Genomic DNA, 17,675 nt, shown 5'->3' on the forward strand with positions numbered 1-17,675 from the left:
CTCAGGCCCCCCTGATCTGGACGAGCGTCACCTTGGTCTCCTGCATGAAGGTGACCGGGTCGTAGCCATAGGTGGTGACGGTGTTGACGCTCTCGCCGAGGACATAGGGGTCGGAGCCCGGCGGGTAGAAGCGCCGGCGGTCCTCGCCCTGGAACCAGCCGCCGAAATGGAAGGGCATGAAGGCGACGCCGGGACCGACGCGCTCCGTCACCATCGCCTTCACGCGAACCTTCGCGCCGTGCTCGGCGCCCAGCACCCACACCCACTGCCCGTCGCGGATGCCACGGGCGGCGGCATCGCGCGGGTTGATCTCGCAGAACATCTCCTGCTGCAACTCGGCGAGCCATGCGTTGGAGCGCGTCTCCTCGCCGCCACCCTCGTATTCCACCAGCCGTCCGGAGGTCAGGACGATGGGGAATTCGCGCGCCACCTGGTGGCTGCGCATCTGCACCGAGAGGCCGAGATGCGGCACGCGGTAGCCGCGGCGGTCGGGCAGGGTGGGGTAGGTGCCGCGCGGCGCGGGGGCCTGCGGGTTGGCCTGGATCTGCGCCGCCTGTTCCGGGGTGGGAAGCAGGTCGGTACGCGGCGTGTAGATCGGCTCCCGGTGGACCGGGACGGGGTCGGGCAGGTTCCACGCCACCGCCCGCGCCTTGGCGTTGCCAGGCGGGTTGCAGCCATGTTCCAGCGCCACGCGGATGATGCCGCCCGACAGGTCGGTGGACCAGGAGACGCGGTCCACGTTGTCGCCGCCGATGCGCTCGATCGTCGCGCGTTCCTCCGCCGTGAGGTCGTTGTACCAGCCGAGGCGCTTCAGCACGGCGACAGTGAATTCGGGATAACCGTCCTCGATCTCCGACCCCTTCGAGAAGGACCCCTCCGCCAGCAGCGTCACGCCGTTGCGTTCCGTGCCGAAGCGCGCGCGGAAGCAGCCGCCGCCTTCCTTCACGTGCTTCGACGTGTCGTAGAGGATGTGGGTGCCGGGGTGGCGGATTTCCGGCGTGCCCCAGCAGGGCCAGGGCAGGCCATAGGTGTCGCCGCGCACCGCATCCGGCGCCTGGTCGGACGCCTTCAGGGTGACGATGTCGAAATACTGCTGGTTCTCCATATGCGCCTTCAGGCGCTCCGGCGACTGCCCGGTGTATCCCACCGCCCAGAGCCCGCGGTTCATCTCGCGCAGGATGTCCTCGACCACCACATGGCCATCGCGGACGGCGACGTGGCGGAACAGTTCCGTCGCGAAGCCGAGCCGCTGCGCGAGGTCGTACATCACGTCGTAGTCGTTACGGCTCTCGAAGATCGGCTCGACGACCTTGAAGCCCCATTGCAGCGACCGGTTGGACGCGGTGCGGCTGCCCACCGTTTCGAAATTCGTGCAGATGGGCAGGAGGTAGGTGTTGTCGCGCCGGTTGCTGATCTGCGCGTAGGTGGTGGGGTGCGGGTCGGCCACGACGATGAGGTCGAGCCGTTCCAGCGCCTTCACCATCTCCGTCATGCGGGAGACGGTGTTGCCGCCATGGCCGAACACCACCATGGCGCGCAGCGGGTTCGGCTGCTCGATCTGGTCGCGCGGCAGGGTCACGGCGTCGAACCAGCGGGTGCTGGGTATGCCGGGCGTCTCCATCAGCTTCTTGTCGGGGAAGCGCGCCAGCATCCATTCATAGGGCACGTCCCAGACGCGCGACCAGTGCCGCCAGGCGGCCTCGTCCAGGCCGTAGTAGCCGGGCAGCGTCGCGATATCGAGGCCGAGGTCGGTCGCGCCCTGGACGTTGGTGTGGCCGCGGAAGATGTTGGCGCCGGTGCCCGAACTGCCCACGCTGCCGGTGGCCAGCAGCAGGATCGAATAGGCGCGTACATTGGCGGTGCCGACCGTCTTCTGCGTCGCGCCCATGCACCAGATGAGGGTGGAGGGCTTCTGCGTCGCGAAGATCTGCGCGATGCGGGCCAGCTGTTCCCGCGGGACGCCGGTGACGCGCTCCACCTCGTCGGGGTTCCACTTCTCCACTTCGCGCCGGACCTCGTCCATGCCGTAGACGCGCTGGCGGATGAATTCCTTGTCCTCCCATCCGTTCCGGAAGATGTGCCACAGCATGCCCCAGATCACCGGGATGTCGGTGCCGGGGCGGATGCGGACATATTCGGTGGCGTGCGCGGCGGTGCGTGTGAAGCGCGGGTCGATGACGATGAGGTGGCCGCGGTTGTGGTCGCGCCCGCCCAGGATGTGCTGCGTCGCGATGGGGTGGGATTCGGCCGGGTTGCCGCCCATGACGATCATGGTCCGGGCGTTGCGGATGTCGTTGTAGCTGTTGGTCTGCGCCCCGTAGCCCCAGGTGTTCGCCACGCCCGCGACGGTGGTGGAGTGGCAGATGCGCGCCTGGTGGTCGACGTTGTTGGTGCCCCAGAAGGCGCCGAACTTGCGGAACAGGTAGGCGGCCTCGTTGGTGAACTTGGCGCTGCCCAGCCAGTAGACGCTGTCCGGCCCGCTGGCCTGGCGCAGCTCCAGCAGCTTCGCGCTGATCTCCTGCATCGCCTGGTCCCAGGACAGGCGCTGCCATTCGCCGCCGACCAGCTTCATCGGGTGCTTCAGCCGGCGCTCGCCATGCACGATCTCGCGCACCGACGCACCCTTGGCGCAGTGCGTGCCGCGGTTGATCGGCGATTCCCAGGCGGGCTCCTGGCCCACCCAGATGCCGTTCTGCACTTCCGCGATCACCGTGCAGCCGACGGAGCAGTGGGTGCAGACATTCTTGATGCGCTGGATCGGCGCATCGCTGCGCATCACGGTCGCTGCCGCGGCCGGGCGCGCGCGCATTGGCGGCAGTGCGCCGAGCGCTGCGAGGCCGCCGGCCCCGAGGCCCGCCTGGCGGAGGAGGGAGCGGCGGTCGAGCCCGCCGGAGGACAGGCCCCGATAGGCCTGGGAGAGTCGCTGGCGGGCGGCTTCGGCGCCCCGGCGCTTGATCAGCATGCGGGCCTGTCCTTCAGCGCCGGTTGCTTTCGTAGAAAGCGCGGATGTGGTCGGTCTCGCGGTAGCGGGCGCGGCGCTTCTCGGCCTCGCCTTCCTTCTGCGCAGGCAGGCCGGCGGTGCCGCCGCCCGCATCGATTGCCGCGGCGGGCGTGGCGGCGACCGCCCCCGCTGCGCCCAATGCGCGCAACAGCCCCCTGCGGCCGGATCGTTCCTCGTTCTCGTCGCTCATCGTCGGGCCCCAGCACGTCCTGGAGCAGGCAACGCATGAGGTCGCCGCGGGATGCAGGGCGCTGGCCTTCGGCCGTCAGGCGGGGCAGGAATCGGCTGCCAGCAGAGGAATGCCCATGCCGCTCGTGCCCACCTTCGCGACCCCGTCCGGCTTCCTCGGCGTGACGCGCCGCGAGGCGGCGGGGGGCGTCTCGGTCGCCGGCATCCCGCTCGACCTCGGCACCACGAACCGCGCCGGCGCGCGCGACGGGCCCGCGGCCATCCGGCGCGCGTCGCGGATGCTGGTGGACGGCGCCCATCCGACCACCGGCGTCGACCCGGCGACGCTGCCGCTGGCCGATGTCGGCGACCTCGCCATCGCGCTCGGCGACCTGGCGGGCAGCCTGGCGCGGATCGAGGAACAGGCGGCCGCGCATGACCACCTGGTCGCGCTCGGCGGGGAGCACGGGATCACGCTGCCGCTGCTGCGGGCGCTGGCGCGCCGCGTCGGCGGGCCGCTCGCGCTGGTCCATTTCGACGCGCATGGCGACACCTGGCCGGAAAGCTTCGGCCAGCGCTTCTCCCACGGGCAGCCCTTCTTCCATGCGATCGGGGAAGGGCTGGTCGATCCGCGGCGGATGATCCAGGTCGGCATCCGTTCACCGGTCGATGCCGCGACCGTCGCCTGGACGCGGGAGCGCGGGGTCACGGTGGTCTCCGCGATGGAGGTGCACGAGGTTGGGCCTGCGGCCGTGGCCGCGCGGATCACGGAGGTGGTCGGCGCCGCGCCGGCCTATCTCTCCTTCGACATCGACGCGCTCGACCCCGCCTTCGCGCCGGGCACCGGCACGCCGGAGGTGGGGGGGCTGGCGACCTGGCAGGTGCAGTCGATCCTGCGGCGGGTGGGTGGCCTCGACTGGCGGGGGATGGACGTGGTGGAGGTGGCGCCGGCCTATGACGTGGCGGAGATCACGGCGCTGGCGGCGGCGACGGTGGCGTGGGAGTACATCTGCCGCGCCGGCTGAAAGCATTCCGGCGATCCGCACCGGGCGCAGGGCGGCATGCGCGGGGAGAGGGGAGAAGTCGGAAAAACCCCTTGCGATCCAGCAGCCGGACCGCTATTTATCCGGCCACCGAGAGGGAGACCGACTTCGCCCCTCGCCGGTCCTGACGCCATCGCACGTGCCGCGAGCCCCTGCCGGGGGCACAGCAACGACGGGACGCGTCCTTTGTTCGATCCGGTCGCCGGGTCCGGGCGGAAGCCCGGGCGCGGGTTGGGCCGGGAGGTTCGAGGGAGCCGCCTCTGTTGCCTGAACGCCGCGGCGCGGTGCGGGGCTGGACACCCGTACAACGCCCGAAGCGCCAGCGCCCGACGCCCGATGGGGCGGCAAGGGGCGACCCGCCGCGTCCTGTCCCTCCGCCCGCCCGGGCGGTCGGCCTGCCGCGCGGGTCCGGCGCCGGCTCGCGCAGCACGCGGCTTCCTCCTTCCCCGCCGCCGCGCCGCCCCTTCGACGGGGCCGGCGCGGCGGCGGGCGCGCGAGACATCCCTGGCACCCAGGAGGGCCCGATGACCGAGTACCGCTTCCGCGGCGCTGTCGCGCCGCTCCGGCGCGCGGAGAACGTCGCGCCGCTCCGGCGCGCGGAGAATGCTGCGCCGCTCCGGCGCGCGGAGAATGCTGCGCCGCTGCTGCGCGCGGCCGATGCTGCGCCTGCGCCGGCGACCGTGGATGGCGCGGTCGCGGCGCTGCGGCCGGAGATGCCGCTGCATTGCCTGCGCCCGGCCACGGTCGCGGGTGCGGCGGCGGCCTTCCGCGCGGCCTTTCCGGGCGACGTGCTCTATGCCGTGAAGTGCAACCCGGAACCCGCCGTGCTGCGCGCGCTGTGGCGCGGCGGCGTCCGCCACTTCGATTGCGCCTCGGCCGGCGAGGTGCGGCTGGTCCGCACCATGTTCCCGGAGGCGGAGATCCACTTCATGCACCCGGTGAAGGCGCGTGGCGCGATCCGCGAGGCCTTCGGGCGGCATGGCGTGCGCGACTTCGTGCTCGACAGCGCGGAGGAGCTGGCGAAGCTGCGGGAGGAGACGGGCGGCGCGGCCGATCTCGGCCTGGTGGTGCGGCTCGCGCTGCCGAAGGGCGGCGCGGTCTACGACCTGTCGGGCAAGTTCGGCGCGACGGAGGAGGCGGCGGCGGCCCTGCTGCGCGCGGCGCGGCCGCATGCGGGGCAGCTCGGCCTCAGCTTCCATGTCGGCTCGCAATGCCTGGACCCGGCGGCCTATGCGCGCGCCATCGCGCGGGCGGCGGCGGTGATCCGGGCGGCGGGCGTCGTGGTCGACATCCTCGATGTCGGCGGCGGCTTCCCCGTCTCCTACCCCGAGGTCACGCCCCCGCCGCTGCGCGACTTCATGGCCGCGATCGCGGACGCGGTGGCGGAGCACGGGCTGGGCCACATGACGCTCTGGGCGGAGCCGGGCCGCGCGCTGGTGGCGGGCGGGACCTCGGTGGTGGTGCAGGTGCAGCACCGCCGCGGCGACGCGCTGTTCGTCAACGACGGCGTCTATGGCGCGCTGTCGGATGCCGGGGCGCCGGGCTTCCGCTTCCCTGTCCGGCTGGTCCGGCCGGGTGGCGGCGGGGCGGCGCCGGTGGTGCCCTTCACCTTCTTCGGTCCGAGCTGCGACAGCGCGGACCGGATGGAGGGCCCCTTCCTGCTTCCCGCGGATGTGGGCGAGGGCGACTGGATCGAGGTGGGGCAGCTTGGCGCCTATGGCGCCTGCCTGCGGACCGCCTTCAACGGCTTCGACCAGGCCGCCCTGGTCGAGGTGGCGGACCCGCCGCTGCTGGCCACGCCCGGCTACGCCGCGCTGGCCGCGGTGGCTTGACGGAACGGGGTGGCCCGTGCCCCACGGGCGCGGGCCACCGCATCGCACAGGAGAACTCCCCCAAGATGAAGCATGCCGCCTTCGCCGGCCGCCTCCTCATCCTCGGCTTCGGCTCGATCGGGCAGGGCGTGCTGCCGCTCATCCTGCGCCACATCGACATCCCGCGGGACCGCATCGCGATCCTGACCGCCGAGGAGCGCGGGCGCGAGGTGGCGGAGGAATACGGCATCCGCTTCGTGGTGGAACCGGTCACGCGCGACAACGCCGCCGCCCTGGTCGGCTCCATGCTGGGCAGCGGCGACTTCCTGCTGAACCTGTCGGTGGACGTCTCATCGGTCGAGCTGATGAAGCTCTGCCAGCGCCTCGGCGCGCTCTACCTCGACACGGTGGTGGAGCCCTGGGCCGGCGGCTACACCGACCCCACGCGCACGCCGTCGCAACGCTCCAACTACGCGATGCGGGAGGAGGCGGTGGCCCTGCGGGAGGCATTCCGCGGCGGGCCGACCTCGGTCACCGCGCATGGCGCCAATCCGGGGCTGGTCAGCCATTTCGTGAAGCAGGCGCTGCTCGACATCGCGCGCGACACCGGGGCGCCGGTGGCCAGCCCGCCGCCGGCGGCCGACCGCGCGGCCTGGGCCGCCATCGCGCAGCGCCTCGGCATCCGCGTCATCCACATCGCGGAACGCGACACGCAGGTGGGCCGTCGTCCGAAGAAGCCGGGCGAATTCGTCAACACCTGGTCGGTGGACGGCTTCGTGGGCGAGGGCTGCCAGCCCGCCGAGCTCGGCTGGGGCAGCCACGAGAAGGCGCTGCCGTCGGACGGCCACCGCCACGGCTTCGGCTGCGACGCCGCGATCTACCTGATGCGCCCCGGCGCCTCCACCCGCGTCCGCAGCTGGACGCCGCTGGAGGGGCCGATGCATGGCTTCCTGATCACGCACAACGAGAGCATCTCGATGGCGGACTACTACACGCTGCGCGATGCATCCGGGGCGGTGACGTATCGGCCGACGGCGCACTACGCCTACCACCCCTGCGACGACGCGGTGCTGTCCATCCACGAACTGGCCGGCAAGAACTGGATCATGCAGCCGGAGAAGCGGCTGATGACGGATGAGATCACCGCGGGCATGGACGAGCTGGGCGTGCTGCTGATGGGCCATGCGCGGGGCGCCTACTGGTACGGGTCCCGCCTGACGATCGAGGAGGCGCGCCGCGCGGCGCCGCACAACAACGCCACCTCGCTCCAGGTGACGGCGGCGGTGCTGGCGGGCGTGATCTGGGCGATGGAGAACCCGCGCCGCGGCCTGGTGGAATCCGACGAGATCGACCACGCGCGCATCCTCGGCATCTGCGCGCCCTATCTGGGCGAGGTGGTGGGCGTCTATTCCGACTGGACGCCGCTGCGGGACCGAGGCGTGCTGTTCCCGGAGGAGCTGGATGCCGCCGATCCGTGGCAGTTCCGCAATTTCCGCGTGACCTGACCTGGACAGCCGCCCCGGCGGCGGCATGATCGCCGCCGGTCGAGACGGGGGATGGGCGATGAGGCGGTTGCTTCTGGCAGGCGTGGCGGCGCTGGGGCTGGCGCTGCCGGCGGGCGCGCAGACGCTGCGGATCGCGATGGCGGCGGAGCCGACCTCGGCCGATCCGCACCACTATTCCGCGGCGCCGAATTCGACGCTGCACGACCATGTCTTCGAATCCCTGGTGGAGCTGGATGCGCGGCTGAAGGCGCAGCCCTCGCTCGCCACCGGATGGTCGCGGCGCGACGACCGCACCTGGGTGTTCGACCTGCGCGACGGCGTGCGCTTCCATGACGGGCAGCCCTTCACCTCGGCCGATGTCGTCTTCTCCTTCTGCCGCATCCTGAACAACGAGAGCGAGCTGGCGGTCAGCTATTCCTCCACCGTGCGCCGGCTGGCGCGGGTGGAGGCCGAGGGGCCGCGCCGCGTCGTCATCGTGACGCGGGAGCCGGAGCCGCTGCTGGCGTCGGACCTGGCGAGCCTGCGGATCATACCGGGTGGCGCCGCGCAGCCGCCCGTCTTCGGGACGGAGGGCAACTGCGGCGGCGCGGGCCGGCCCTGGCCGACACTGGCGCAGTTCAACGACGGGTCGGCCGCCATCGGCACCGGTCCCTTCCGCATGCGCGCCTTCGGCCGCGGCGGCGTGACGGAGCTGGTGCGGAACGAGGACTACTGGGGCGCGAAGCCGCATTGGCAGGCGGTGCGGCTGCAGCCCGTGACCGCCGCCGGGCCGCGGCTGGCCGGGCTGCTGGCCGGCGACCACGACGTGGTGGAGGCGCCGGCCACCGGCGACATCCCGCGCCTGCGCGGCAACGCGAATGTGCGGCTTGCCGTCGCGCCGACGACGCGGCTGATCTTCCTGCAACTCGACCAGCGCGAGGCCTCGCCCTTCGTCAACGGCGGCGCCGCGCCGAACCCGCTGCGCGACGCGCGCGTGCGGCAGGCGCTGTCGCTCGCCATCGACCGCAACGCGATCGCGCAGCGCATCATGGACGGGCTGGCCACCCCCGCCGCGCAGTTCCTGCCGGACGGCATGTTCGGCACCATCCCCGGCCTGCCGGTGCTGCCGCACGACCCCGCCCGCGCCCGCGCGCTGCTGGCCGAGGCCGGGTTCCCCAACGGCTTCGCGATGACGCTGCACGCCACCAACAACCGCTACGTCAACGATGCGCGCGTGGCGCAGGCGCTGGCCGGCTTCTTGACCCGCATCGGCGTGCGGACGGAAGTGGATGCCATGCCGTCCAACGTCTACTTCACCCGCCGCGCCCGGCGGGAATTCAGCGTGCCCATGGGCGGGTGGGCCGCCAGCGCGGAGGAAACTCTGCTGTTCTTCCGCACCTGGATGGCCACGATCGACCGGGACCGCGGCATCGGCACCAGCAATTACGCCGCCTGGTCCGACCCCGCCTTCGACCGCGCCGCGGTCACCGCGCTGACCACGATGGAGGATGCCGAACGCGCCCGCCTTCTGCGGGAGGCCGGGCAGGTCGCCCTCACGCAGATGCCGGTGCTGCCCATCCACTTCGAGAATGCGGTCTGGGCCTTCCGCCGCGGCCTCGCCTTCGACGGCCGCATGGACCAGACGACCCTCGCCCAGGAGATCCGCCCGGAATGACACCCGCCGAACTCGCCGCCGCCCTGTCCCTGCCGGGGCGCGTCGCGATCCCCTGGACCGACCCGGCCTGCGATCCCGCGCGGCCGGTGACTCTGCACTGCTACCGCGGCTGCCGCGCCACGCCCGACAGCCCGGTGGTGCTGGTGCAGCACGGCATGGGGCGGAACGGCGACGAGTACCGCGATTTCTGGGTGCCGGCCGCGGACCGGCACGGCCTGTTGGTGGTGGCCACCACCTTCGCCAAGGCGGACTGGCCGGAGGCCGAGCACTACAACAACGGCCTGGTGCTGGACGGGCAGGGGCGCGTGCGTCCGCGCGGGGCCTGGGCCTATGCCATCCCGCTCCGCGTCTTCGCCGCCCTGCGGGACGCCGGGGTGACCCGCCGGCCACGCGCCCACCTGTTCGGCCATTCGGCGGGCGGCCAGTTCGGCCACCGCCTGCTCTCCACCCAGCCGCATGACCTGCTGGAAGCCGTGACGGTCGGCAATCCCGGCTGGTACTCGCTGCCGGTGCTCGATGCGCCCTTCCCGGCGGGGCTCGGCGGCATCGGGCTTGGCGATGCCGAGGTCGAGCGGCTGCTCGCTTATCCGATGACCATCCTCGCCGGCGACCGGGATACCGAGACCTCCGGACCGTCCCTGCCGTCCCAGCCGGAGGCGGTGGCGCAGGGGCCGCACCGCTTCGCCCGCGCGCATGCCTACCTGGCCGCGGGCCGGGCGGAGGCGGCGCGGCGCGGCGTGGCCTGCAACTGGCGGCTGGTCCCGGTGGCCGGCATCGGCCATGACGGCGCGGCGATGTCGCGCGTCTGCGCCGCGCTCTGGTTCGAGGGCCGCCTGATCGACGCCGGGGAAGCGGGCGCCGCCGCGCAGGGGGCGCTGTAGCGCCTGCGTTGACCGGGCGCGGGGCTCCGGCCTAGGGTCGTCATGTCATATGACGACCCCATGGCCCTCCCGATGAGACGTGCCCTCGGCATGGCGCCGCTCCGTCCGCCGGCGAACCTGACCGGCGCGCTGGTGCACCGCCTGGCGGAGGAAATCCGCAGCGGGCGCCTCTCGCCCGGCGCGCGGCTGCCGACCGAACAGGACCTGATGCGGGAGGCCGGCGTTTCCCGCACCGTCGTGCGCGAAGCGGTGGCGGCGCTGCGGGCGGAAGGCCTCGTCATCACCCGCCAGGGCGTCGGCGCCTTCGTGGCCGACAACCCCGGCGAGGGCGTGTTCCGCCTGACCCCGGCCGAGGCGGAGGGGCTGCAGCAGGTCATCCAGGTCCTCGAACTGCGCCTGGCGCTGGAGGTGGAGGCGGCGGGCCTCGCCGCCGAACGGCGCGACGCCGCGGCGCTGGCCGCGATCGCCGAGGCCGAGCGTGCCTTCGAGGCCGCGACGGCAGCCGGGGGCGACGCGGCGGAAGCCGACTACGCGCTGCACCGCGCCATCTTCGCCGCCACCGGCAACCCGCATTTCCTGCGTTTCCTCGACCTGCTCGGCCGCCACGCCATCCCGCGCCGCGCGCTCGGCCTGGTGGAGCGGAGCGAGGCGGAGCGCCGCGCCTACCTGGCGCAAGTGGCGCGGGAACACCGCGGCGTGGCGGCGGCGATCGAGGCGGGGGAGGCGCCGACGGCCCGCGCCGCCATGCGCGCCCATCTGGAAGCGGCGAGGGAGCGCTATCGCCGCCTTGCCGCTCAGGTATCCTGATCTTCGCAGCAGGGGGAGGACGTCGATGCATGTGCTGGTGATCGGCGCGGCCGGGATGGTCGGGCGCAAGCTGGTCCAGCGGATCGCGGCGGATGGCGGGATCGGCGGCCGCGACGTCTCGAAGCTGACCCTGGTGGACGTGGTCTCGCCCGCCGCGCCGCCGGGCATCCCGGCCGAGGCCTGGGCCGCCGACCTCTCCGCGCCGGGCGAGGCCGCGCGCATGGTCGCGGGCCGGCCGGACCTGATCTACCACCTGGCCGCCATCGTCTCGGGCGAGGCGGAGGCGGATTTCGAGAAGGGCTACCGCATCAACCTCGACGGCACGCGCCTGCTGTTCGAGGCGATCCGCCAGGAAGGGCTGCGCCAGCCCTACACCCCGCGCGTGGTCTTCACCTCCTCCATCGCCGTCTTCGGCGCGCCCTTCCCGGAGGCGATCCCGGACGAGTTCCACCTGACGCCGCTGACAAGCTACGGCACGCAGAAGGCGATCGGCGAATTGCTGCTGGCCGACTTCTCGCGCCGCGGCATCCTCGACGGGATCGGCATCCGCCTGCCCACCATCTGCATCCGCCCCGGCGCGCCGAACAAGGCCGCGAGCGGCTTCTTCAGCGGCATCCTGCGCGAGCCGCTTGCGGGGCGCGAGGCGGTGCTGCCGGTGCCGGATTCGGTGATGCACTGGCATGCCAGCCCGCGCGCCGCGGTGGGCTTCCTGCTGCATGCGGCGGGGCTGGACACCGGCCCGCTCGGCGCGCGGCGCAACCTGACCATGCCGGGGCTGGCGGCGACCGTGGCCGAGCAGATCGAGGCGCTGCGCCGCGTCGCGGGCGACCGCGCCGTGGCGCTGATCCGGCGCGAGCCGGACGAGACCATCGGCCGCATCGTCGCCGGCTGGCCCCGCCGCTTCGACGCGAAGCGGGCCGAGGCGCTGGGCTTCCGGGCCGAGACGAGCTTCGACGAGATCATCCGCGTCCACATCGACGACGAGCTCGGGGGGAAGCTGGCGTGAAGCCGGGCCTGCTGGTCGCCGGCGAATTGCCGGCCTGGGACCTGGAGGCGCTGGCCGCGCGCTTCGAGGTGCACCTGTACTACGCCGCCGAGGACAAGGCGGCCATGCTGGGCCGCCACCGCGACACCATCCGTGCCATCGCCACCAAGGGCGAGGTCGGCGCCGACGCGGCGCTGATGGACGCGCTGCCGAAGGTCGAGATCATTGCCTGCTACGGCGTGGGCTACGACCTGATCGACGTGGCGGCCGCGAAGGCGCGCGGCATCCGCGTGACCAACACGCCCGACGTGCTGACCGAGGAAGTGGCAGACATGGCCTTCGCGCTGCTGCTCGCCGCGGCGCGGCGCATCCCGGCGGCCGATGCCTGGGTGCGCGACGGGTCCTGGGCCGCCAAGGGCCCCATGCCGCTGACGACCCGCGTCTGGGGCCGGCGCATCGGCATCGTCGGCCTCGGCCGCATCGGCCGCGCCATCGCCCGCCGCGCCGAGGCCTTCCGCATGCCCATCGCCTACAGCGCGCGGGAGAGGAAGGCGGATGCCCCGTATGACTGGCACCCCACCCCCGCGGCGATGGCGCCGCATGTGGACGTGCTGATGGTCTCGGCCGCCGGCGGCGCCGCGACGCGCGGCCTTGTGGACCGCGCGGCGATCGACGCGCTGCCGCCGCACGCCATCCTCTGCAACGTCGCGCGCGGGACGGTGGTGGAGGAGCCGGCGCTGCTGGCCGCTCTGCGTGAACGCCGAATCGCCGCCGCGGGGCTCGACGTGTTCCTGGACGAGCCGGCGATCGACCCGGAATTCGCGACCTTCGACCATGTGGTGCTGGCCCCCCACGCGGCGTCCGGCACGGTCGAGACGCGGCGCGACATGGGCCGCCTGATGCGGGAGAACCTGGAGGCGCAGATGGACGGCCGCCCGCTGCCGACGCCGGTCGCGTGACCGCCGCCCCTTCGCCATGACGGCCGCCGAGGACGGCCATGCGGAGGGCACCTCTGCCGTCCGCTCGGTCCTGATGGCGGTGCGCGTGCTGGAAGCGATGGCGCTGGCCGGCGGGCCGCTGCGCGTGTCGGACCTGGCGCGGCAGCTGGACGAGCCGAAGGGGCGCGTCCACCGCCACCTCGTCACGCTGCGCCAGGCCGGGCTGGTCGCGCAGGAGGAGGCGACGGAGCGCTACCACCTGACCTGGCGGATGTTCCAGATCGGCCAGGCGGCGGGCGAGCAGTTCGACCTGAAGCGGGTGGCGGAGCCGGCCATGCACCGGCTGCGCGACCAGCTTTCGCAATCCGTGCTGCTGGCGGTCCCGACCGGCGGCGATCCGCTGGTGGTGCATGCGCTGGAGGCGCCGAACAAGGTCTCCATCACCGTCCAGCCGGGCAACCGCCCCGCCGCCCATTGCTCCGCCCAGGGGCGCATCATGCTGGCCTTCGCGCCGGAGGATGTGCGGCAACGCGTGCTGGCCGGGCCGCTGGAGCCGCTGACGCCGCATTCCCTGACCGATCCCGCCGTGCTGCGCGCGCGCCTCGCGCTGCTGCGCGAACGCCTGTGGGAGACGGCGCCGTCGGAAGCGATGCTCGGCATCAACGTGCTCGCCGCACCGCTTTTCGCGGCGGGGGAGGTGCTGGTGGGCTCGCTCGGCCTGGTGGGGTCCGTGCAGTTCGTGCCGGACCCGCCCGAGCCCGCCATGCTCGCCGCGCTGCATGCCGCGGCGGGCGAGATCAGCGCGCGGCTGGGCTCCGCCCGCTACCGCGACTCGGCGGGGACGAAGTCGCGCCAGTAGCCCGGACGGTCCGGCTGCACCCCGTAGCCGACCTGCCGGTCCGCAGCCAGGCCGACGAGGTCCCGCGCCGCGCCGCCGGTCCGCGCGAGATACCCGTCGAAGTCCCGCACCGCGCGCGCCGCCGCGCCGAAGCCGCCGGCCATGACGGCGGTGGTCATCTCCACCGCGCTGGCCCCGGCCAGCAGGAAGCGCGCCACATCCAGCCCGCTGCGCGCGCCGTTGGTGCCGAGCAGCGGGAAGTCCCGCCCGACCTTCCTGCGCGACTGCGCCAGCCAGCGGCAGGTCAGCGCCAGCGACCACGGCCCGCCGATCGCACCCGCGGTGCCGAGCATCGGCGCCCGCGTCTCCACATCCGGCACCAGCGCCATGAAGCGGCCCATGACGATCACCGCATCCGCGCCGCCTTCCTTCGCGGCGAGCGCGAGGCCGGCCACGTCCTCGCTCTGCCCGGTCAGCTTGATCCAGAGCGGGATGGTCACCGCTTCCCGCAGCCGGCGCGTGATCTCCCGCACGCGGGTGGCGGCACGTTCCTGGACGATGGCGCCGGGCGCCGCTTCGTCGCCATGCGGGGCGCCGATGTTGAGTTCGAGGATGCGGATGCCGGCGGCCTGGTACCGGCGCGCAAGCCCGCAGGCCGTGTCGAGGTCGGCGAGGATGATGGAGCCGATGACGTACTGCCCGCTCCGCGCCGCATCCCGGTCGGCGGCCGCGACCTCGGCGATCCAGTCCTCGGGTGGTGCCTGGTGCAGGCCGGATCGGCCGAACAGCATGGCGTCCGCGGGCGGGTCGAAGTCCCACGGGACGGGCCGCCACAGGCTGTCGAGCAGGACGTGGTCGCTGCCGTCCAGCTGGCGCTTCGCGGCCTCGCTCTCGTTCAGCGACTTGGCGACGACGGCGCCCGCGCCCGTGGCGAGGCCGGCACGCAGCCCGCCCGCCGTCATCGCATGGTCGCCGGAGCCGATGATGACGGGGTTCGCCAGCCTCACCACGCCGATGTCGACCGCGGTGTCAGGCATATTCGGGCCGCGCCGGGGTGAAGACGTCGAGGTTCAGCACCGGCTCGTCCCCCACCACCACGCCGTGGTGCAGGGCGTTGGGCGGGACCACCAGCAGCCCGCCGGGGCCGAGGCGGTGGACCTCGCCCGCGACGTGGAAGTCGATCGTGCCGGCCATGATGTAGACGATCTGCTCGTTCGGATGGCTGTGCGGCTTCGGCTCGTGGCCCGGATGCAGCCGGTGCAGCGCCACCGTCGCGCCCGCGCCGGTGAAGCCCTTGCGTTCCACGCCCGGGCGGACGGTGGTCCAGGGGATGGCGTTCCAGTCGATCTTCGGGATCTGCATCTCTGCTACTGCCTTTCGATGCCGGCCGCGGCGATGACGCGGCCCCACAGCTCCGTCTCCTCGACCAGGAGGCGGCGCAGCGCCTCGGGCCCATGGGCCGCGGGCTCCACCGCCAGCGGCAGCAGGCGGTCGCGTACCTCCGGCAGGGCCATCACGCGCTGCACCTCCGTGCTGAGGCGGTCGACGATCGGGCGCGGCAGGCCGGCGGGGCCGGCCATGCCGTTCCAGGTGATGACGCGATAGTCCGGCAGGCCGCTTTCCGCCACCGTCGGCACGTCCGGCAGCACGCCGACCCGCGCGGGGGAGGTGACGGCCAGCGGCCGCAGCCGCCCGCCGCTGATCTGGCCGAGCGTGGTCGCCGCGACCTCCATCGCGCCCTGCACGTCGCCGGCCGCGGTCGCGTTCAGCAATTCGCCGGTGGAGCGGTAGGTGACGATCTCCGCCGGGATGTCGCCCATCGAGCGCAGCAGCGCGAGTGAGAGGTGCAGCGCCGTGCCGACGCTGACCGAGCCGAGGTTGACGCGGCCCGGATTCGCCCGCGCCGCCGCGATCAGGTCCGCCAGGTTGCGGTGCGGCGCGCCGGCCGGCACGACGATGATGTGCGGGAAGCTTGCGACCTGGGTGATGAAGGTGAAGTCGTTGATCGGGTCATAGGGCATCTGCCGGAACAGGTGCGGCGCGCTCGCGGCGGTTGCCGTCACCAGCAGCAGCGTGTGGCCGTCCGGCGCGGCGCGGGCCACCGTCTCGCTCGCGATGATGCCGCCGGCGGAGGGGCGGTTCTCGATCACGACCGGCTGGCCCAGCGCCTCGGACAGCTTCTGCCCGACCAGGCGCGCGGTGGTGTCGCCCACGCCGCCCGGCGCGAAGCCGACCACCCAGCGGATCGGCCGGTTCGGCGACCAGCCCTGCGCCATGGCGGGCAGGGCCGCGCAGGCGAGCAGGGCGGCGAGCAGCAGGCGCTTCATGGCGTGGCTCCTTCGCGCAGGAACGGGCGGGCGCGCGCGACCTTCCGCTTCAGGAAGTCCCAGCGCAGCCCGAGATTGGCGGAGTCCAGCAGGAAGCGCCTGGACTGCGCGGCGGCTTCGGGCGCCAGCCGTTGCAGCGGACCCGCCGCGGCCGCGCGCAATTGCACATCGGCCGCCCATTCCAGCACCGTCATGCCGATGCAGGCCTCGGCGACATTCGCCCCCACCACCAATGCGCCGTGGTTCTTCAGCAGCAGCCCCCGCCGGGGGCCGAGCGCGGCCGCGATGGCGTCGCCCTCGTCGGTGTCGAGCACGATGCCGTGGAACTCGTCGAACAGCGCGATGTCGTCGTGGAAGATGGCGCCGGTCTGGGTGATGGGCTCCAGCGTCATGCCCGCGCAGCCAAGCGCCACGCCCGCCTTGCCATGGGTGTGGACGATGCAGGCCACGTCCGGCCGCGCGCGGTAGATGCGGGTGTGGATGTGCAGCGTCGGGTTCACGCGCCCCGCGCCGCGGGTGGTGTTCAGGTCGAAGTCGGCCTCGATCAGGCCCTCGGCGCGCACCTCGTCGAAGCCCACCCCCCATTGGTGCGACCAGAAGCGGTCGGCACCCGGCAGGCGGGCGGTCAGGTGGCCGGCGATGCCGCTGGCCTGACCGTCGGCGTCGAGGATGTGGTAGGCGTGCAGCAGGTCGTCGCGCAGGCGGGCTTCCGCATCCTGCGACGCCCCGTCCATCACTGCTTCTCCACGCCGGCGATCTGCGCCATGCGGCCCCAGGATTCGACCTCGCGCGGGATCATCGCGCCCAGCTCCTCGGGGCTGCTCGGCTCCGGCAGGCCGCCGAGCTCGATCAGGCGGGTGCGGATCTCCGGCACGCCGAGGGCGCGGCGGATCGCCCGGTTCATCGCCTCCACCTGCGGGCGGGGCGTGTTGGCCGGGAAGGCGATCGCGTTCCAGGACCGCACGACGTAGTCGGGCAGTCCGCTCTCCGCGCTCGTCGGCACGTCGGGCAGGGTCGGGAAGCGGTTCGGCGCGGTGACGGCCAGCAGGCGGATGCGGCCCGCCGCCACCTGCGGCAGCGTCGGCGCCAGCAGCTCCCCGGCCACCTGGATCTCCCCGGTCGCGAGCGCATTGATCAGCTCGGGCGAGGAGCGGTAGGTCACCGTCGTCATCGGCGCGTTCGCCATGGCGCGGAACAGCTCCACGCCCAGGTGCTGCGCGTTGCCGACCGCGATGGAGCCGATGTTGAGCTGCCCCGGCCGCGCGCGGGCCAGCGCGATCAGCTCCGTCAGGTTCGCGGCGGGAAGCTGCGGGTTCACCGCGATGACGTGGTCGTACCACACCATCCGCCCCACCGGCGTGAAGTCGCGCGCCACGTCGAAGGGCAGGGTGCGGTAGAAGGCGGGCGCGGCCATGTTGCTGGTGGTCAGCAGGTACATCGTGTGGCCGTCCGGCGCCGCGCGGGCCACCGCCTCGGCGCTGACGATGCCGCCGGCGCCCGGGCGGTTGTCCACCACGATGGGCTGCCCGATCTCCTGCTGCATGTGCGGCACCAGCATCCGCACGGTGATGTCGCCCGCGCCGCCGGCCGCGAAGCCCAGCACGAAGCGCACGGGGCGGTTGAACAGCGCCTGCGCGCGCAGGGCGGCGGGCGCGGCCAGCACCGGCGCCGCCGCCAGCAGGACTCGCCTGCGGATCATGCCTCGTCCTCCCACGAC

At 73.1% G+C, this 17,675-nt stretch carries 16 protein-coding genes; 9 read left to right on the forward strand and 7 right to left on the reverse strand.

Going from position 1 to position 17,675, the window contains the following annotated elements; translation table 11 throughout:
• Position 1: 1 nt before the first annotated feature.
• Positions 2–2,962: a formate dehydrogenase subunit alpha gene (locus ACK8OX_RS20890; protein ID WP_430666181.1), complete on the reverse strand. Its 2,961-nt coding sequence runs from the start codon at positions 2,960–2,962 to the stop codon at positions 2–4.
• A gap of 13 nt (positions 2,963–2,975) precedes the next feature.
• Positions 2,976–3,191, reverse strand: a complete 216-nt coding sequence (locus ACK8OX_RS20895) for a hypothetical protein (protein WP_430666182.1) — start codon at positions 3,189–3,191, stop codon at positions 2,976–2,978.
• 115 nt (positions 3,192–3,306) lie between these two features.
• On the opposite strand from ACK8OX_RS20895, the gene speB reads away from it, so the two are divergent.
• The 9 genes from speB to ACK8OX_RS20940 all read left to right on the forward strand — a co-directional run bounded on the left by speB (position 3,307) and on the right by ACK8OX_RS20940 (position 13,652).
• Positions 3,307–4,194 (forward strand): agmatinase, encoded by an 888-nt coding sequence (gene speB, locus ACK8OX_RS20900; protein WP_430666183.1) that lies wholly within the window; start codon positions 3,307–3,309, stop codon positions 4,192–4,194.
• 542 nt (positions 4,195–4,736) lie between these two features.
• Positions 4,737–6,044 (forward strand): type III PLP-dependent enzyme, encoded by a 1,308-nt coding sequence (locus tag ACK8OX_RS20905; RefSeq protein ID WP_430666184.1) that lies wholly within the window; start codon positions 4,737–4,739, stop codon positions 6,042–6,044.
• Between the two features lie 65 nt (positions 6,045–6,109).
• Positions 6,110–7,528, forward strand: a complete 1,419-nt coding sequence (locus tag ACK8OX_RS20910; protein WP_430666185.1) for a homospermidine synthase — start codon at positions 6,110–6,112, stop codon at positions 7,526–7,528.
• Between the two features lie 58 nt (positions 7,529–7,586).
• Positions 7,587–9,182: an ABC transporter substrate-binding protein gene (locus ACK8OX_RS20915; RefSeq protein WP_430666186.1), complete on the forward strand. Its 1,596-nt coding sequence runs from the start codon at positions 7,587–7,589 to the stop codon at positions 9,180–9,182.
• A complete protein-coding gene (locus ACK8OX_RS20920; protein WP_430666187.1) occupies positions 9,179–10,063 on the forward strand; it encodes an alpha/beta hydrolase in 885 nt (294 codons plus the stop codon). The genes ACK8OX_RS20915 and ACK8OX_RS20920 overlap by 4 nt, the downstream gene beginning before the upstream one ends.
• Positions 10,064–10,123: 60 nt before the next feature.
• On the forward strand, positions 10,124–10,870 hold the full coding sequence (locus tag ACK8OX_RS20925; RefSeq protein WP_430666188.1) for a FadR/GntR family transcriptional regulator: 747 nt from the start codon (positions 10,124–10,126) through the stop codon (positions 10,868–10,870).
• A 25-nt stretch (positions 10,871–10,895) separates the two neighbouring features.
• On the forward strand, positions 10,896–11,876 hold the full coding sequence (gene denD / locus ACK8OX_RS20930) for a D-erythronate dehydrogenase (RefSeq protein WP_430666189.1): 981 nt from the start codon (positions 10,896–10,898) through the stop codon (positions 11,874–11,876).
• Positions 11,873–12,814 (forward strand): 2-hydroxyacid dehydrogenase, encoded by a 942-nt coding sequence (locus ACK8OX_RS20935; protein WP_430666190.1) that lies wholly within the window; start codon positions 11,873–11,875, stop codon positions 12,812–12,814. Before denD ends, ACK8OX_RS20935 begins: the two co-directional genes overlap by 4 nt.
• A gap of 16 nt (positions 12,815–12,830) precedes the next feature.
• A complete protein-coding gene (locus ACK8OX_RS20940; RefSeq protein WP_430666191.1) occupies positions 12,831–13,652 on the forward strand; it encodes an IclR family transcriptional regulator in 822 nt (273 codons plus the stop codon).
• Here the strand turns inward: ACK8OX_RS20940 and ACK8OX_RS20945 are convergent.
• The 5 genes from ACK8OX_RS20945 to ACK8OX_RS20965 are packed head-to-tail and all read right to left on the reverse strand — an operon-like array spanning position 13,616 to position 17,657.
• A complete protein-coding gene (locus tag ACK8OX_RS20945) occupies positions 13,616–14,668 on the reverse strand; it encodes a dihydroorotate dehydrogenase (RefSeq protein WP_430666192.1) in 1,053 nt (350 codons plus the stop codon). The genes ACK8OX_RS20940 and ACK8OX_RS20945 overlap by 37 nt on opposite strands.
• Positions 14,661–14,993: a cupin domain-containing protein gene (locus ACK8OX_RS20950; RefSeq protein WP_430666193.1), complete on the reverse strand. Its 333-nt coding sequence runs from the start codon at positions 14,991–14,993 to the stop codon at positions 14,661–14,663. Before ACK8OX_RS20950 ends, ACK8OX_RS20945 begins: the two co-directional genes overlap by 8 nt.
• Positions 14,994–14,998: 5 nt before the next feature.
• Complete coding sequence (locus tag ACK8OX_RS20955; protein ID WP_430666194.1) at positions 14,999–15,958, reverse strand: Bug family tripartite tricarboxylate transporter substrate binding protein; 960 nt, start codon at positions 15,956–15,958, stop codon at positions 14,999–15,001.
• Complete coding sequence (locus tag ACK8OX_RS20960; protein ID WP_430666195.1) at positions 15,955–16,692, reverse strand: class II aldolase/adducin family protein; 738 nt, start codon at positions 16,690–16,692, stop codon at positions 15,955–15,957. The genes ACK8OX_RS20955 and ACK8OX_RS20960 overlap by 4 nt, the downstream gene beginning before the upstream one ends.
• The gene (locus tag ACK8OX_RS20965; RefSeq protein WP_430666196.1) at positions 16,692–17,657 is read right to left on the reverse strand and encodes a Bug family tripartite tricarboxylate transporter substrate binding protein; all 966 of its coding nucleotides are present in this window, start codon (positions 17,655–17,657) and stop codon (positions 16,692–16,694) included. Before ACK8OX_RS20965 ends, ACK8OX_RS20960 begins: the two co-directional genes overlap by 1 nt.
• Positions 17,658–17,675 lie beyond the last annotated feature (18 nt).

The sequence above is a fragment of the Falsiroseomonas sp. CW058 genome (genome assembly GCF_050563535.1).
In the GTDB taxonomy this organism is placed as follows: Bacteria; Pseudomonadota; Alphaproteobacteria; order Acetobacterales; family Acetobacteraceae; genus Falsiroseomonas.

Coding starts and splice junctions, on each gene's coding strand:
- ACK8OX_RS20920 (WP_430666187.1), top strand. CDS start 9,179: ATGACACCCGCCGAACTCGCCGCCGCCCTGTCCCTGCCGGGGCGCGTC.
- ACK8OX_RS20905 (WP_430666184.1), top strand. CDS start 4,737: ATGACCGAGTACCGCTTCCGCGGCGCTGTCGCGCCGCTCCGGCGCGCG.
- denD (WP_430666189.1), top strand. CDS start 10,896: ATGCATGTGCTGGTGATCGGCGCGGCCGGGATGGTCGGGCGCAAGCTG.
- ACK8OX_RS20950 (WP_430666193.1), bottom strand. CDS start 14,993: ATGCAGATCCCGAAGATCGACTGGAACGCCATCCCCTGGACCACCGTC.
- ACK8OX_RS20925 (WP_430666188.1), top strand. CDS start 10,124: ATGGCCCTCCCGATGAGACGTGCCCTCGGCATGGCGCCGCTCCGTCCG.
- ACK8OX_RS20955 (WP_430666194.1), bottom strand. CDS start 15,958: ATGAAGCGCCTGCTGCTCGCCGCCCTGCTCGCCTGCGCGGCCCTGCCC.
- ACK8OX_RS20940 (WP_430666191.1), top strand. CDS start 12,831: ATGACGGCCGCCGAGGACGGCCATGCGGAGGGCACCTCTGCCGTCCGC.
- ACK8OX_RS20895 (WP_430666182.1), bottom strand. CDS start 3,191: ATGAGCGACGAGAACGAGGAACGATCCGGCCGCAGGGGGCTGTTGCGC.
- ACK8OX_RS20960 (WP_430666195.1), bottom strand. CDS start 16,692: ATGGACGGGGCGTCGCAGGATGCGGAAGCCCGCCTGCGCGACGACCTG.
- ACK8OX_RS20945 (WP_430666192.1), bottom strand. CDS start 14,668: ATGCCTGACACCGCGGTCGACATCGGCGTGGTGAGGCTGGCGAACCCC.
- ACK8OX_RS20890 (WP_430666181.1), bottom strand. CDS start 2,962: ATGCTGATCAAGCGCCGGGGCGCCGAAGCCGCCCGCCAGCGACTCTCC.
- ACK8OX_RS20915 (WP_430666186.1), top strand. CDS start 7,587: ATGAGGCGGTTGCTTCTGGCAGGCGTGGCGGCGCTGGGGCTGGCGCTG.
- ACK8OX_RS20965 (WP_430666196.1), bottom strand. CDS start 17,657: ATGATCCGCAGGCGAGTCCTGCTGGCGGCGGCGCCGGTGCTGGCCGCG.
- speB (WP_430666183.1), top strand. CDS start 3,307: ATGCCGCTCGTGCCCACCTTCGCGACCCCGTCCGGCTTCCTCGGCGTG.
- ACK8OX_RS20910 (WP_430666185.1), top strand. CDS start 6,110: ATGAAGCATGCCGCCTTCGCCGGCCGCCTCCTCATCCTCGGCTTCGGC.